14 protein-coding genes are annotated in these 14,688 nt (G+C 40.5%); 13 read left to right on the top strand and 1 reads right to left on the bottom strand.

Annotation, left to right across the window (positions count from 1 at the left end; translation table 11 throughout):
* Nucleotides 1–411: 411 nt before the first annotated feature.
* Genes GN217_RS11935 through GN217_RS11925 form a run of 3 tightly spaced genes read left to right on the top strand, consistent with a single transcriptional unit; the run spans nucleotide 412 to nucleotide 2,434 of the window.
* A complete protein-coding gene (locus tag GN217_RS11935) occupies nucleotides 412–1,062 on the top strand; it encodes a hypothetical protein (RefSeq protein ID WP_156856910.1) in 651 nt (216 codons plus the stop codon).
* The gene (locus GN217_RS11930) at nucleotides 1,049–1,807 is read left to right on the top strand and encodes a cytochrome c biogenesis CcdA family protein (protein WP_156856909.1); all 759 of its coding nucleotides are present in this window, start codon (nucleotides 1,049–1,051) and stop codon (nucleotides 1,805–1,807) included. The genes GN217_RS11935 and GN217_RS11930 overlap by 14 nt, the downstream gene beginning before the upstream one ends.
* Before the next feature lie 18 nt (nucleotides 1,808–1,825).
* A complete protein-coding gene (locus tag GN217_RS11925; RefSeq protein WP_156856908.1) occupies nucleotides 1,826–2,434 on the top strand; it encodes a redoxin domain-containing protein in 609 nt (202 codons plus the stop codon).
* A gap of 146 nt (nucleotides 2,435–2,580) precedes the next feature.
* Here the strand turns inward: GN217_RS11925 and GN217_RS11920 are convergent, their stop codons facing one another.
* Nucleotides 2,581–3,582 (bottom strand): YeiH family protein, encoded by a 1,002-nt coding sequence (locus GN217_RS11920; protein WP_156856907.1) that lies wholly within the window; start codon nucleotides 3,580–3,582, stop codon nucleotides 2,581–2,583.
* Between the two features lie 120 nt (nucleotides 3,583–3,702).
* Here GN217_RS11920 and GN217_RS11915 point away from each other — a divergent pair, with 120 nt between their 5' ends.
* From GN217_RS11915 to GN217_RS11870, 10 genes are all read left to right on the top strand, one after another.
* Complete coding sequence (locus GN217_RS11915; protein ID WP_156856914.1) at nucleotides 3,703–4,614, top strand: LysR family transcriptional regulator; 912 nt, start codon at nucleotides 3,703–3,705, stop codon at nucleotides 4,612–4,614.
* 67 nt (nucleotides 4,615–4,681) lie between these two features.
* Nucleotides 4,682–5,161, top strand: a complete 480-nt coding sequence (locus GN217_RS11910; RefSeq protein WP_156856906.1) for a YbaK/EbsC family protein — start codon at nucleotides 4,682–4,684, stop codon at nucleotides 5,159–5,161.
* A 578-nt stretch (nucleotides 5,162–5,739) separates the two neighbouring features.
* Nucleotides 5,740–6,867, top strand: coding sequence for a trans-sulfuration enzyme family protein (locus tag GN217_RS11905; protein WP_156856905.1), 1,128 nt, complete (start codon nucleotides 5,740–5,742; stop codon nucleotides 6,865–6,867).
* Between the two features lie 11 nt (nucleotides 6,868–6,878).
* A complete protein-coding gene (locus GN217_RS11900; RefSeq protein WP_156856904.1) occupies nucleotides 6,879–8,090 on the top strand; it encodes a CynX/NimT family MFS transporter in 1,212 nt (403 codons plus the stop codon).
* 17 nt (nucleotides 8,091–8,107) lie between these two features.
* The gene (locus tag GN217_RS11895) at nucleotides 8,108–8,932 is read left to right on the top strand and encodes a dihydrodipicolinate synthase family protein (RefSeq protein WP_156856903.1); all 825 of its coding nucleotides are present in this window, start codon (nucleotides 8,108–8,110) and stop codon (nucleotides 8,930–8,932) included.
* Between the two features lie 342 nt (nucleotides 8,933–9,274).
* A complete protein-coding gene (locus GN217_RS11890; protein ID WP_156856902.1) occupies nucleotides 9,275–10,579 on the top strand; it encodes a pyrimidine-nucleoside phosphorylase in 1,305 nt (434 codons plus the stop codon).
* 31 nt (nucleotides 10,580–10,610) lie between these two features.
* Entirely contained in the window at nucleotides 10,611–11,792 is a 1,182-nt protein-coding gene (gene deoB / locus GN217_RS11885; RefSeq protein ID WP_156856901.1) for a phosphopentomutase, read from the top strand.
* A gap of 11 nt (nucleotides 11,793–11,803) precedes the next feature.
* Complete coding sequence (locus GN217_RS11880; RefSeq protein ID WP_156856900.1) at nucleotides 11,804–12,634, top strand: purine-nucleoside phosphorylase; 831 nt, start codon at nucleotides 11,804–11,806, stop codon at nucleotides 12,632–12,634.
* Nucleotides 12,635–12,648: 14 nt separating this feature from the next.
* Nucleotides 12,649–13,299, top strand: coding sequence for a deoxyribose-phosphate aldolase (gene deoC / locus GN217_RS11875; RefSeq protein ID WP_156856899.1), 651 nt, complete (start codon nucleotides 12,649–12,651; stop codon nucleotides 13,297–13,299).
* Between the two features lie 50 nt (nucleotides 13,300–13,349).
* Entirely contained in the window at nucleotides 13,350–14,645 is a 1,296-nt protein-coding gene (locus tag GN217_RS11870; protein WP_156856898.1) for an NCS2 family permease, read from the top strand.
* The last annotated feature ends 43 nt before the right edge of the window (nucleotides 14,646–14,688 follow it).

Below are 14,688 nucleotides of genomic sequence, written 5' to 3'. Positions count from 1 at the left end.
GCTTTGAATAAAACGAACAAGAAATTCAAAAAGTTAATCAAAAGTCAACTACAGTATTGGTTTGCGGGATTACCTAACTATATCAAGGTATACCTGCCTAGTTTGGGCTGCGAAAGTTGAGTAATAATAGTAAGATCATAAACTATTAAAAAAGAAAGGCTTGAGCACTCTAATAACTAAAGCCCAAGATGAAAATTAACTTCAGACGGGCTTTTTCTTTCGTTCTTATGTTTTACTGAACGGAACTTAAGGACAATTTAAATGCATCATCGAATACTCGCAGACTTATCTCCTTCCTTTTAAAACAAACTTTACTTCATCACTCCACTGAATAATTTAATATTTTCATCGAACGTTCATAATCAAAGTGTATGCTTAACTAGAGAACAATGGTATAAAGGAGAAAAGCTATTGGCGCTAATAAGTAAATTAATACCTATAGGTGTATTTGCTCTGAGTTTTGCAGGGGGTATTCTTTTCTTTTATATAACGAGTGATTTATCTAAAAACAATAAAAAAATACATATCGAACAGATGGTTTCAGAGTTGATAAATGTTGTCATCTTTATTTGGATCGGGAAAATTTTAACGAATCTGAAGCTGTTCATCCAAGATCCTTTGGCAGTGCTTGCTTACCCGAGTGATTCTAAAGCATTTTATCTCGCTATTCTAATCAGTGGGATTATCCTGTTTATAAAAGTAAAGAGGGGAAAAATAAATGCTGCCCCATTTATAAAATCATTTATTCCCGTAATTTTAGTCGCATCTTTTTTGTATGAATTTATTTACCTCGTTTGGCTTCAAACTGGTGGTACAATTGGATACTTTATTTTAATCTCCTTGCTTCTTATCTTATATTACATCGTACATGATCAATTACCTGACAAGCTGCTGTTCATCATGTTACTGGTAGTTTGGTCTGTCGGAGTGTTCATTCTTTATTCGATACAACCATTTGTTACCGTGTTCGGTTATATAATAGCACCTTGGTTTGTTTGGTTATTTTTTACAATAAATATCATTATTATTTTAAGAAAGAGGGATCGTCGTGGGCGGAATTGAAGCAGATACATTATTGATTGCGGGCACATTTCTTGCGATTGGTGCAGGGGCGTTATCATTCTTATCTCCTTGTGTACTTCCAATTTTTCCAGCGTACCTGTCCTATATAACAGGAATCAGTGTGAAAGAGTTACAAGGAAGTAAAAATACAAAAATCAGAAAGGAAATCCTTAGTCATTCTTTAATCTTTCTAATTGCCGTATCGCTTGTCTTCATTAGCCTTGGAGCAAGTGCGTCATTGTTTGGACAGTGGGTGCAAGGATTGCTGATAGGAGATTCAGGGTTGTTTATTCAGCGGATTGCGGGCATCCTAATCATGTTCATGGGGCTCTTTGTGGGTGGTTGGATTACAATTCCAAGCTTGATGAAGGAAAGGCGTTTTCAATATACGAAGAAGCGGGCGAATTACATTGGAACATTTTTAATAGGTCTTGGATTTGCGGCTGGATGGACGCCATGTATTGGACCGATTTTCGGATCTATTTTACTACTAGCAGCTAGCAATCCTGGACAAGGTATTTTTTACACGGTGATGTATGTTGTCGGCTTTTCGTTGCCGTTTCTTGTTTTAAGCTTTTTCCTCGGTTCCACAAGATGGATTGTGCGCCATAGTGGCACCATTATGAAGGTCGGTGCGGTCGTCATGATTCTCATGGGGCTTGTCTTGTTCTTAGGACTGATGCCACAAATTACTGGTTTCTTACTTGATATTGTTGATGATACATGGTTATCAAGGCTAGGATAATATTAGGAGGCTTTTGGGATGAAAAAGTTAATTCTTATTGTTGTATTTGTTCTCATGTTTGGCTGGGCAGTCTATGAATTTGTCGGAGATGCTGATACGGCAACTGTAGAGGAGAATGATGTGGATGGGTCTGAAATAGAAACAAGCGGAGAAGAAGGTGCGAGTGTGGCCAGCGATATAGCAGTAAATGGGAGTACTGAAGAGGAAGGGCTCGATTTCGGTGATATGGCACCTGACGTGAAACTGAAGACAATGGACGGGGAAGAGGTGCAGTTATCTGATTTCCGCGGGGAACGTGTCATGCTGAATTTCTGGGGAACTTGGTGCCCGCCTTGCCGTGCGGAAATGCCGGATATGGAGAAGTTCCATCAGAATACAGATATAAAAATTATTGCAGTTAATTTAATTGAAACAGAGACGAGCCTTGATGATGTTCATCAGTTTATCGATGATTATGGACTCACCTTTTCTGTTTATACCGATGAAGGGAATGCTGCAGCGGAGGCGTATCGCATTCAGCCGATCCCAACTTCCTATTTGATCAACTCGGACGGGACAATTCATAATAAAGCCTTTGGTGCTTTGAATTATGAATTGATGATACAGGAGTTTGAAAAGATGAAATAACATTTTCTGTCAGAGGGTGAAACAAACATTGCCGCTAGAAGATGCTAATCAAACAGCATCAGGTTGGATAAATGATGAGTAGAAGAAGGAGCCATACAGCTATTGTGTTGTATGGCTTTTAGCAGTTCTAAATTTTAATACGCAAATTAAATTATAAAATAAGCAAAAATAGATAGGCAAATAGAAGTGATGCTTATTGCAATGAATGGTTTTAATGCTTTTGTACGTAAGTCTCTCAGGCTTACATTCAATCCAAGGCCAACCATGGCTGCTGTCAAGATCCAGGTTGTTGCAGTACTCACGCCTTCTAAAAGCTTCACAGGAACAGGGAGGATGCTACCAAGCACATAGCTACTTAACATACTCATTAAAATAAATCCGAGCAAGAACCAAGGGAATTCTATCTTTTCCCGTGTCTGCTCCCCATTTCGCTTGAATTTAAGAAAATAGATAAGAAGGAAGCAGAACGGTACAAGTAGGAATACTCGACCCAATTTCGCCAGTAGTGCCATAGCTAATGCCTCTTCTCCAGCTGGCTCTGCCGCGATTGCAACATGGGCAAGCTCATGTAAGCTGATCCCCGACCAGATTCCATAATCAATTGCGTTGAATGGTAATAACGGCTTAATTAATGTATATCCAATTGCGAAAATCGTTCCCATTAACGCAATAATACCGACGCTGATTGCCGTGTCTTCATCCTTTGTTTTTATTATTGGCGCGACAGCAGCAATGGCAGCAGCTCCACAAATCCCAGTTCCCACCCCGAGTAAAAATGAAATATTTTGATCTGCTTTCCACGCTTTCGCTAGCAACATCATCAGACCAATTGCAAAGACTATAACAATGGCGTCACGGAAGAGCAATCCAATGCCATCTTGGAATATGGTATTAATATTTAATTTCAGTCCATATAAAATGATAGCGAAACGTAGGAGCTTCTTCGTCGAAAATGTAATACCTGCTCGTAATATTTCCGGATAACCAAATAGCTGCCGGTAAAGAACAGCGATAACGATTGCACAAGCCAATTGGCCAACGGGCTGAAATCCTGGTACGAGTGCCAATAAATAGCCGAGTAAAGCAATAAAAAAGGTAAATGCGATACCAGCTAACCAATAAGGAAATGATTTTGCATTGTTCGTCATGGAACCCCTCCTTTTCCTAGCATAGCTAAGAAAAGTTCATAAGAAAAATAAAATATAGTAATGATTATCATAAGTAATTAGTTATAATAAGAGAAAATGAATAGGTAAGGAGGCGAGATGATGGATAAACATTTACAACTATTTATAACCGTTGCTGAAAAGAAAAGTTTTTCTAAAGCGGCAGAAGCACATTACATGACACAACCTGCTGTGAGTCAATATATTCGTGCATTAGAAGATCAAATCGGCATGCGTTTATTGGAAAGGACGAACAAATACGTTCATTTAAATAAAGCAGGTGAGATTGTCTATCATTATGGAAAGGAAATTTTAGGTTTATATACAACGATGCAGAACCTGGTGGACGATTTAACGAATAAAGCCAATGGTCCCCTAGCCATTGGAGCGAGCTATACCTTTGGGGAATATGTTCTGCCGCGAATGATCGCTGAGCTAAAGAGGAATTACCCGGATATTGAACCGACTGTAACAATTGGAAATACGGTCAGGATTGCAGATTTAGTTGCGGGTCACCAACTTGATGCAGGCATTGTCGAAGGGCATTTTAACAGGAAAGATGTTCATATAGAACCGTTTGCTGAAGATGAAATGTTTATTGTTGCTTCCCCGACAAGCAAACTGTGTAGTAAAGAAGGTTTAACGCATCGTGATCTTGAAAATGAAACATGGATTGTCCGGGAAAAGGGGTCTGGAACGAGAGAAGCAACAGAGAAGCTTTTTCAAATTTATGGAATTAATCCTTGCCGGTTCATGCATTTTAGCAGTACCCAGCCGATTAAAGAATCGGTAGCGGCCGGTCTTGGAATTAGCCTGCTATCCAAGTGGGCGATTCAAAAAGAAGTGAGATATGGAGATTTAAAAATTATCGGGATTGATGGTCTCCCGCTCTTACGAGAATTCTCGATTATTACAAAATCTCCATTCCGGACGAGGGCCTTAGAGGTCTTTCTTAATCTTGTTCGAGACAATGGAAATGGAAATCAAAGAAAAAGTTTCCAGAATGAGCAGTGAAGTTTTTCCTCTGTATATTTTCAAATATTTAGTTATAATAAAAGATAAAAAGAGGGGATTACAGACAATGGGGAAATTAAAGAAAAGCGCGCAAGTTGTACAAGATTCTCTGCTTGCGAAGGGATATGACAATGAAGTAATTGAGCTTGCAGATAGCACGCGAACCGCAAAGGAAGCCGCTGAGGCACTAGGGTGTAAAGTTGCGCAAATCGCGAAATCGATTGTCTTTAAATTGAAAGAATCCGACAACGCATTGCTCGTTATAGCCAGTGGTTCCAACCGGATTAATGAAAAGCATTTAGGGCAGTTGATCGGTGAAACATTAGGAAAAGCAGATGCGGAATTTGTGAAAGAAAAAACTGGCTTTGCGATAGGCGGTGTGTCGCCAGTCATTCAGGATGCGACGATTAAAGTTATCATTGATGAAGATTTACTTCAATATGAAGATATATGGGGCGCCGCAGGACATCCGAAAGCTGTGTTTCAAATGACACCTGTCCAATTAATTGAACTGACAGATGGTGAAGTATTAAATATAAAAGGATAAAACAGGAAAACATGTCCTTACCGATTAATGGTAGGGGCATTTTTTTGAAAAAAATCTGTTTAATTCCAATTAAATCGGGTAAAAATTGAATATATTAAAATAAATGCATTAAAATTGTGACGGAAATGTGAACAAAGGTATTGTTTCGCATAACGTATAGTGTTATACTATTCGTAAATTCTGAAAGGGGCAAATTGTATGAAAACATTGGGAAACGGAGTGATAAAGTTTTTTTTGGCTAATCTTACGGTAATTGTTGTGATCGCAATGCTACCGGTATTTTTGGTCACGGATCAAGTACCTTTTTATAATAGTTTGATGGATTACTTATTTAATAATAAGTCTGCACTATAAGGAAGTGCCAGGCACTCTTAAAGAACATAGGATAATCTAAATGAACCCCGCCTCATGAGCTGGTGGGGTTTTTTTGTGTTTCAGTCTGCGGAAGTTCGGTTAATGACAAATTTATTCATCCAACAAACGATATAGGTAATTAATAACAGAAACTTTAAAAATATCAAGATTTACTATAGTATTAAATGAATAGACAACAAAAATTTTGAAAGTGAGGAAATTATATGCGTTTTGAAACAAAGGCAATTCATGTTGGGCGAGGAATAGACCCGTTAACTGGGGCAGTGACGAGTCCACTTCATTTATCTACTACATATGAACGAGCTGCAGATGGCTCGTATACAAATGATTTCATGTATAGTCGCGGGGATAATCCGAATCGTCGAGCACTGGAAGCGTGCCTGACATCGCTTGAATCCGGTTTTGACTGTGTGACTTATGCTTCCGGGATGGCAGTGATTTCCTCTATAATCGAGGCACTGCCGCAAGATTTACCACGCCGGGTTGTGATGCCGGATGATATGTATTTCGGTATTCGTGCACTTATATCTGAGACGGATATTGGAAAGAGATTCGATATTGCCATCGCAGATATGACGAATCTTGCTGAAGTGGAGAAGGTGATACAAGATGCGCCGACGGGTCTTGTCTGGATGGAGACACCATCTAACCCGCTTGTTAAAATAGTCGATATCGAAGCAATTACGAAGATTGCACAAAAAGCAGAGGCTTATACAGTCGTCGATAATACATGGCCAACCCCAGCTTTACAACGTCCACTTTCATATGGAGTTGATTTTTCCCTTCATTCAGTGACGAAATATATTGGAGGTCATAGTGATTTAATGCTTGGGGCAATTGTGGCTAAGTCTGATAGTATCTATTTGAAAAATTTGCGTGCTTGGCAGCATGAAAAAGGTGCAGTTCCTTCACCGTTTGATTGTTGGCTGGCTCTCCGGGGTGTCCAATCGCTTTCGCCAAGGATGAGGGTCCATTGTGAAAATGCATTAGAACTTGCACAATTTCTTGAGGCTCATCCAAAAGTTGAAGCGGTCCATTATCCTGGCCTTGCTAGTCACGCAGGGCATGCGATTGCAGCGAAACAAATGAGTTCATTCGGTGGGATGTTATCTTTCCAAGTAAAAGGCGGCGAGGAAGAAGCAATGGAAGTTGCAGCAAAGGTAAAAATATTTACACGTGCAACAAGTCTAGGCGGGACACATAGTCTCATTGAACATCGCGCCTCCGTTGAAAAAGATAAAACGATGGCACCAGCAAATTTATTACGTGTTTCTGTTGGAATTGAAAATATAGAAGACTTGAAAGAGGATTTGTCACATGCATTAGAATAAGTTCGTGATACATGGGCAGCAATAAAATGGTATTAGGTACAGAACAGAGAAGGAAAAATGAGACAATCAGCCTTCTATTAGTTGCAGGAATTATGTTATTTGCTTCTAACTTACGTGTTCCCATCACATCAATTGGCTCACTGGTGCCGGTTATTCGCGATAATTTAGACGTAAGCAGTTCGGTGATGGGCTCAATCTCAACTTTACCGCTACTGGCATTTGCGTTTGTTTCCCCATTTGTACCGAAAATCGCAAACCGGTTCGGTATGGAAAAGACGATATTTTTAGCGATGATGATATTAGGTCTTGGGGTTGTTGTTCGGTCTGCCAATGGAATTAGCACATTATTTATTGGGACCGCTCTGATCGGGATTACGATTGCTTTTGGAAATGTGTTGCTTCCAGGTCTTATAAAAATGCGTTTTCCCTTTAAAATCGGCTTAATGACAGGTCTGTATACGATATTTATGAATATATTTGGTGCACTAGCTTCTGGGGTTAGTGTGCCATTATCGAATATTGAAGGATTTGGCTGGAGAGTTTCCTTGGGAATCTGGGTCGCATTAATCCTAATTGCGCTCATTGTTTGGTATCCGCAAGTAAGAAATCCACAGCCCCAACCAGACTTAAATGTCGAACAGAAAAAGACAAAAATGTGGACTTCTGCTACAGCTTGGAACGTAACAATTTTTATGGGTTTTCAATCATTGATGTACTTTACCCCACTAACCTGGCTGCCTGATATTTTACAGTCTCATGGTTATTCGCTTAGTCAGGCAGGGTTGATCATCTCGGTGATGTTATTAGGCATTATTCCAGTAAACTTTATCATTCCAGTGCTCGCCGACCGAATGAAAAACCAAAAATTATTAGGAGCGTTCACGGGTATTGTTTTCATCCTCGGTTCAGCGGGGTTATTTAGCAGCAATCTTAGTATACTCATCATTTCCGCTATCTTAATTGGGATTGGATGTGGCAGTGGGTACAGCTTATCGATGATGTTCTTTACATTACGAACTAGAAATGGTTATGAAGCTTCTGATTTATCCGGGATGGCCCAATCGATTGGTTATCTTATCGCCGCAACGGGACCAATTGCATTTGGGGGATTTTATGATGTAATGGGCAGCTGGACGGCGCCGATTATCGTATTAATAGCGATTGGAATAATCATCGTGATAACGGGAGTACTCGCTGGTCGGGATGTCGTTATCGATAACTAGAAAATGGAGGTAACAGGATGCTAAATGAACAGTTTCATATTGCCGTACCGACAGCTTTTTTAGAAGATGAATCACTGGATCTAGATGGAACGATCAACCATATACGAAACCTTTATAAACAAGGGATAAAGTCTGTACTTGTTTCAGGAACAACCGGAGAACAGCATAGTTTAAACCAGCAAGAGAAAATGGAACTCCTTAACCGCTTAGAAGAGGAAGAAGAACTCATTAACGAGATGGAAATCATATTCGGTGTTTCTTCCGTTCGGCAGAAAAAAGCGGAGGAACTTGCGGAAAGGATTCAAGAGACAAAAATCGCGGGAGTTATGCTTGGCTTTCCGCCCTATATCTTACCGACACAGGAAGAAGCTGTAAGCTATGCAAAGAGTATTATGAAACGAAGTAAGAAACCTGCCATTTTATATAACAATCCGAAAAGAACTGGTTTCGATCTTTCCGTTGGTAGTATTCTCGAATTGAGCAAGTGTGAATTAGTCTTGGGAATTAAGGATGCCGGGGCTAAAGAAAAAGTTGAAGCAATTAAAAAGCATCTCATGCGCAATGAATTTTATTTTTATGCAGGTGGAGAGGTAGATTTAGAGGAGAAAATAGCTTATGGCTATGACCGATTATCGTCTATTGCAGGGAATATAGCGCCACGAGTAATCAATAATTGGTTTCGCGGATTGTTAGAAGGGCGACAGGAGAAAGAACAAGAAATAAAGGAAAGAGCCATGATTTTAGAGCAGGTTTATCAAGGGAATGCAATTGTAAATGTGAAAAAAATCTTGAATCAGAAAGGCTCTCAAGTGGGGATTTGTAGAAGTCCGATAGGAAACTAGTTTCTTGAATAAATTTTATACTTTAGAAAGTGGAGTAGAATAATAAACAAATTTAGATTAGGGATTGGAGAGCTACCTCAAAGCTTCCAATTCCTTTTTTTGTATAAGAAACCAGTTGTTTATTATGGCGTTATTATTATATTCACATTCACCAGTCAAACCGAAATGTTTGAATAATAAAACAGTTGACTTGTAGGACGTCCAATCATATACTGGTTGTAGAACGACTGAAAGGGCTTTCTAATTAGTAGTTGTTGGACGTCCTATAAGTAGTCAGTTGCTTTGTTGGATAAAAGTATTTGAAACCGTAAAACATAATATAAAAAGGAAGGTGCTTTCCACATGAGAATGGTAGATGTTCTTGAGAAGAAACGTGATGGATTGGAATTAACAAAAGAGGAAATTGAATTTGTAATTGAAGGGTATACAAATGGTGAAGTTCCTGATTATCAAATGTCCGCATTCCTAATGGCTGTTTATTTCCAGGATATGACGACAGAAGAACGGGTAAATTTAACAAAAGCGATGGTTGAATCTGGAGACCAAGTCGATCTATCAGAAATTGACGGTGTGAAAGTCGATAAGCACTCTACTGGCGGGGTGGGTGATACAACAACATTAATCCTTGCACCACTCGTAGCCGCTGTAGGTGTTCCTGTTCCGAAGATGTCCGGCCGTGGTCTAGGGCATACAGGTGGTACGGTTGATAAGCTGGAATCTATTGCAGGCTTTCAAGTTGAAATCGAACCGGAAACATTCATTGAACTTACGAATAAAAACAAAGTCGCAGTTGTCGGCCAAAGTGGTAACTTAACACCTGCTGATAAAAAGATTTATAGCTTACGTGATGTAACGGCTACGGTAAATGCGATTCCCTTAATCGCAAGTTCGATTATGAGTAAGAAAATTGCTTCCGGTGCAGATGCAATTGTACTTGATGTGAAGACAGGCTCTGGGGCATTTATGAAGACATTGGAAGATTCCAAGGAATTAGCCCATGCGATGGTACAAATTGGTAATGGAGCTGGAAGAGAAACGATAGGGGTTATCTCGGATATGAACCAGCCTTTAGGATTTGCAGTTGGTAATGCGCTTGAAGTAAAAGAAGCCATTGACACACTTCGAGGAGAAGGGCCGGAAGATTTACATGAACTCTGTCTTGAGCTCGGCAGCCGGATGGTTTATCTCGGTAAGAAAGCAGATTCCATTGAACAAGCGAAAGAAATGCTTGAGGAAGCAATTAACTCAGGAAAAGCGATTGAAACATTCAAAACAATGATTACAGCGCAAGGCGGAGATGCATCGATTGTCGATGCGCCGGAAAAACTACCTAAGAGCTCCTACACATTTGAAGTGGAAGCAAAAGAAGATGGCTTTGTATCAGAAATCATTGCGAATGAAATAGGAATTGCAGCAAGCTTACTTGGAGCGGGACGTCTAACGAAGGAATCCGAAATTGATTTAGCAGTTGGACTCGTGTTGAATAAAAAGATCGGTGATGAAGTGAAAAAAGGCGAATCGCTTGTGACAATTCATAGTAACCGGGAAGATGTAAAAGATGTGATCGATAAGATTTATGGATCCTATTCTGTTTCCAAAGAAAAGATAGAGAAAAAACCCCTAATCTATGATGTCATTTATGAATAAAAGAACAACATTTTTAAAGGAGTGAAGATTAATGAGTCATACATTTAAGCGAGTATTTGTTGTTGTGATGGATTCTGTTGGAATTGGTGAGGCACCGGATGCTGAGAAATATAATGACGTAGGAGCGAATACTCTTGGTCACATTGCCGAGCATATGGATGGGCTTCATATGCCAAATATGGAGAAATTAGGGCTAGGCAATATTCACGAGTTAAGAGGCATTGGGCCTGTAGAAAAACCACTTGCACATTATACAAAAATGCAGGAAGCTTCTGCTGGAAAAGATACGATGACAGGACACTGGGAAATCATGGGGCTTTACATTGATACGCCGTTCCGTACATTCCCGGACGGATTCCCTGACGAAGTCATTCAAAAATTAGAAGAGAAATCCGGCAGGAAAGTGATTGCAAATAAACCGGCATCGGGAACGGAGATTATCGAAGAGCTTGGGAAAGAACATATGGATACAGGTGCGCTAATTGTTTATACATCAGCCGACTCCGTATTACAAATAGCTGCACACGAAGACATTGTTCCGCTTGAGGAATTATATGAAATCTGTGAGTATGCCCGTGAAGTATTGAATGATCCGGAGTATATGGTTGGTCGTGTTATTGCCCGTCCGTTTATCGGAGAACCTGGCAGCTTCGAGCGCACAGCAAATCGTCATGACTATGCTTTGAAACCATTCGGGCGGACCGTAATGAGCGAATTGAAAGATGCAAACTATGACGTGATTGCAATTGGTAAGATTTCCGATATATTCGACGGAGAAGGCGTAACAGAATCTCTAAGAACCGTATCTAATATGGATGGTATGGATAAATTACTGGAAACGATGGATATGGACTTTACTGGTTTGAGCTTCTTAAACCTAGTTGACTTTGACGCGAAGTATGGTCATCGCCGTAATCCTCAAGGTTACGGAGAAGCGCTGGAAGAATATGATGCAAGACTTCCAGAAGTGTTTGAGAAGTTAAGAGAAGATGATTTACTCATCATTACAGCTGACCACGGAAATGATCCCGTCCATCATGGAACCGATCATACGAGAGAATATGTTCCATTACTCGTCCATCATAAGGGAATAACAGTAGGAAAAGAACTACCGTTACGGAAAACATTTGCCGATCTTGGCGAGACGGTCGCAGACAACTTTCAAGTTACAAGTCCGAAGTTCGGGCAAAGCTTTTTAAATGAAATAAAGTGAGGGGGAGAGACATGAATAAAACAGCAATTGAAACAGCTGCAACGTTTATTAACGGTAAATTGGCAGCACGTCCTGAAATTGGTCTTATTCTTGGTTCAGGTCTTGGCGTACTCGCGGAGGAAATAGAGAATCCGGTACAGATAACGTATGAGGATATACCCAATTTCCCGGTTTCGACGGTGGAAGGGCATGCTGGCAGACTTGTTATTGGTGAACTTGAAGGAAAAACGGTACTTGCTATGCAAGGGCGTTTCCATTTCTATGAAGGTTACGGTTTAGATGAAGTGACCTTCCCGGTTCGGGTGATGAGACAGCTAGGGATTGACAAGGTAATCGTCACGAATGCGGCTGGTGGAGTGAACCCAGCGTTTGAAGCAGGAGATTTAATGATGATCACGGACCATATCAATAATGTCGGAATAAATCCGTTAATCGGTCCGAATGATGCGGAACTTGGCGTCCGTTTCCCGGATATGTCAACTGCCTATGATCGTGAATACCAGGAACTAATGGAAGAGGTTGCTGAAACCCTAGAAATTCCGGTACAAAAAGGTGTTTACGTCTGGAATAGTGGGCCAAGCTATGAAACACCAGCGGAAGTTCGGATGCTGCAACAAGTAGGCGGGGATGCGGTCGGAATGTCTACCGTTCCGGAAGTGATCGTCGCTAAGCATAGCGGAATGAAAGTGCTTGGAATATCCTGTATTTCGAATATGGCTGCAGGAATCTTAGACCAGCCACTATCCCATGAAGAAGTAATGGAAACGACAGAAAAAGTAAAAGCGGATTTCCTCAAATTAGTTAGAGGCATCGTACGCCGTTTACCAAGTTCCCATAAATAAGATGAGGTGAGAAAATGACAGAGAATATCGCGAAAATGATTGACCATACGTTGCTCAAAGCTGATTCAGTGAAAGAGCAAATCATAACTTTATGTAAGGAAGCAAAGGAATATAACTTCTATTCCGTATGTGTAAATCCAACTTGGGTGAAAGAAGCAGCGGAACAATTAAAAGGAACAGACGTAGAAGTTTGTACCGTTATCGGCTTTCCACTAGGCGCCAACACACCGGAAACGAAAGCATTTGAAACAAAGGATGCAATTGCAAATGGTGCGACCGAAGTGGATATGGTCATTAATATTGGCGAGTTGAAAGCTGGAAACGATGAAGCAGTTGAAAATGATATTCGTGCGGTTGTAAATGCCGCGACAGGTAAAGCACTTGTCAAAGTAATTATCGAAACGAGCTTACTTACAGAAGAAGAAAAGGTTCGAGCTTGCGAACTTTCTGTAAAAGCAGGCGCAGATTACGTGAAGACTTCAACTGGGTTCTCTACTGGAGGAGCCACGCTTGAAGATGTGAAACTTATGCGTGAAACAGTTGGTCCGGATATTGGTGTAAAAGCTTCTGGCGGTGTGCGTGGTAAGGAAGATGCACACGCTATGATCGATGCCGGTGCTAGTCGAATCGGCGCAAGTTCCGGGATTAAAATCGTTACGGAATAACGATCAAACGACTGGGCGGGCCGAGGGAATTATAGAAGGAAGTAGACAGTGTGAAAGATAAATTAAATCGAATAACTGGAGTTTATGATAAAGGATCAAATGTAAAGCAAGAGATCCTAGCAGGATTGATCTCATTCTTTGCAATTGTATATATCATTGTTGTAAATGCGACGATACTTTCGGATGCTGGAATGCCGATTGAAGGTGCCGTCTGGGCAACAATTATAACGTCGATGGTCGGCTGTTTCATTGTCGGATTCGGTGCGAATGTGCCCTTGGTTCTTGTTCCAGGCATGGGATTGAATGCGATGTTCACGTATACGTTCGTCCATGCCATGGGACTAACCTGGCAGGAAGCATTGGCGGTTGTATTTGTAGCGGGGATTATTTTTGTCCTCATATCATTTACACGATTAGCAACGATTCTTGCTCAGTCGATTCCAAATGCGTTAAAAGAGGCCATTACGGTTGGTTTAGGGATGTTCCTTGCACTTATTGGTTTAGAGAAGAGTCACATTATTGTGAGTGGGGAACATTCCATCATTGCGCTTGGTGATATCGGGAGCCTTGAAGTATTAGCATTTTTCCTTACATTTATTATAGCGCTTGGATTATTCCTCCGTAACATACCGGGACATTTCCTCATCACCATTTTAGTTGGGACGATGATTGCCTGGATGTTTGGTCTGATTGATTTTAACCAAGCTGGAGGAGCTAACTTATCCTTGGCTGATTATGCGGGTGTTTTCAATGCGATGTCTTTCGATGGGATCATGTCCATTACATTTTGGATTGCAGTATTTTCCCTGACGATGGTTCTCGTGTTTGAAAATATTGGTTTGATAAGTGGCCAACTAAAACAGGCACAGCGGGATGAACAATATACCCCAGCTATCCGTTCTGTTTCCATATCAGCGATGTTAAGCGGATTGTTTGGTAGTAGCCCAACGGTATCTACGGTTGAAGGAGCTGCCGGAATTGCAGCAGGTGGCAGGACAGGAATTACATCGATTGTGACTGGGTTCCTATTTCTTGTAGCATCTCTTTTCATTCCAGTCATTAAGTTAATTCCAAGCACAGCAATATCGCCAATTTTAATTATAATTGGTGGACTTATGATGCTTAATATTAAAAACATTAACTTTAAGGATCTGTCAGATGCCTTTCCTGCACTGATCATCATAATAATGATCCCATTCACATACAGTATCGCGGATGGAATAGCATTCGGCTTCATTGCTTACCCACTAGCAAAACTTGTAGTAGGCAAACGCAAAGAAGTATCCATGCCACTATATATCATTACCCTGTTATTCCTTATTAATTTCGTATTACAAGCGATATAACTGGAGGAAAGGGGATTCTAAGTATAGAATCCATCCTTTTCTC

Origin of the sequence: Oceanobacillus sp. AG (genome assembly GCF_009746545.1) — a bacterium.
Lineage (GTDB): Bacteria > Bacillota > Bacilli > Bacillales > Amphibacillaceae > Oceanobacillus > Oceanobacillus indicireducens.
The sequence above is the reverse complement of the archived record's forward strand: the minus strand, read 5'-3'. Positions and strand labels throughout refer to the sequence as shown.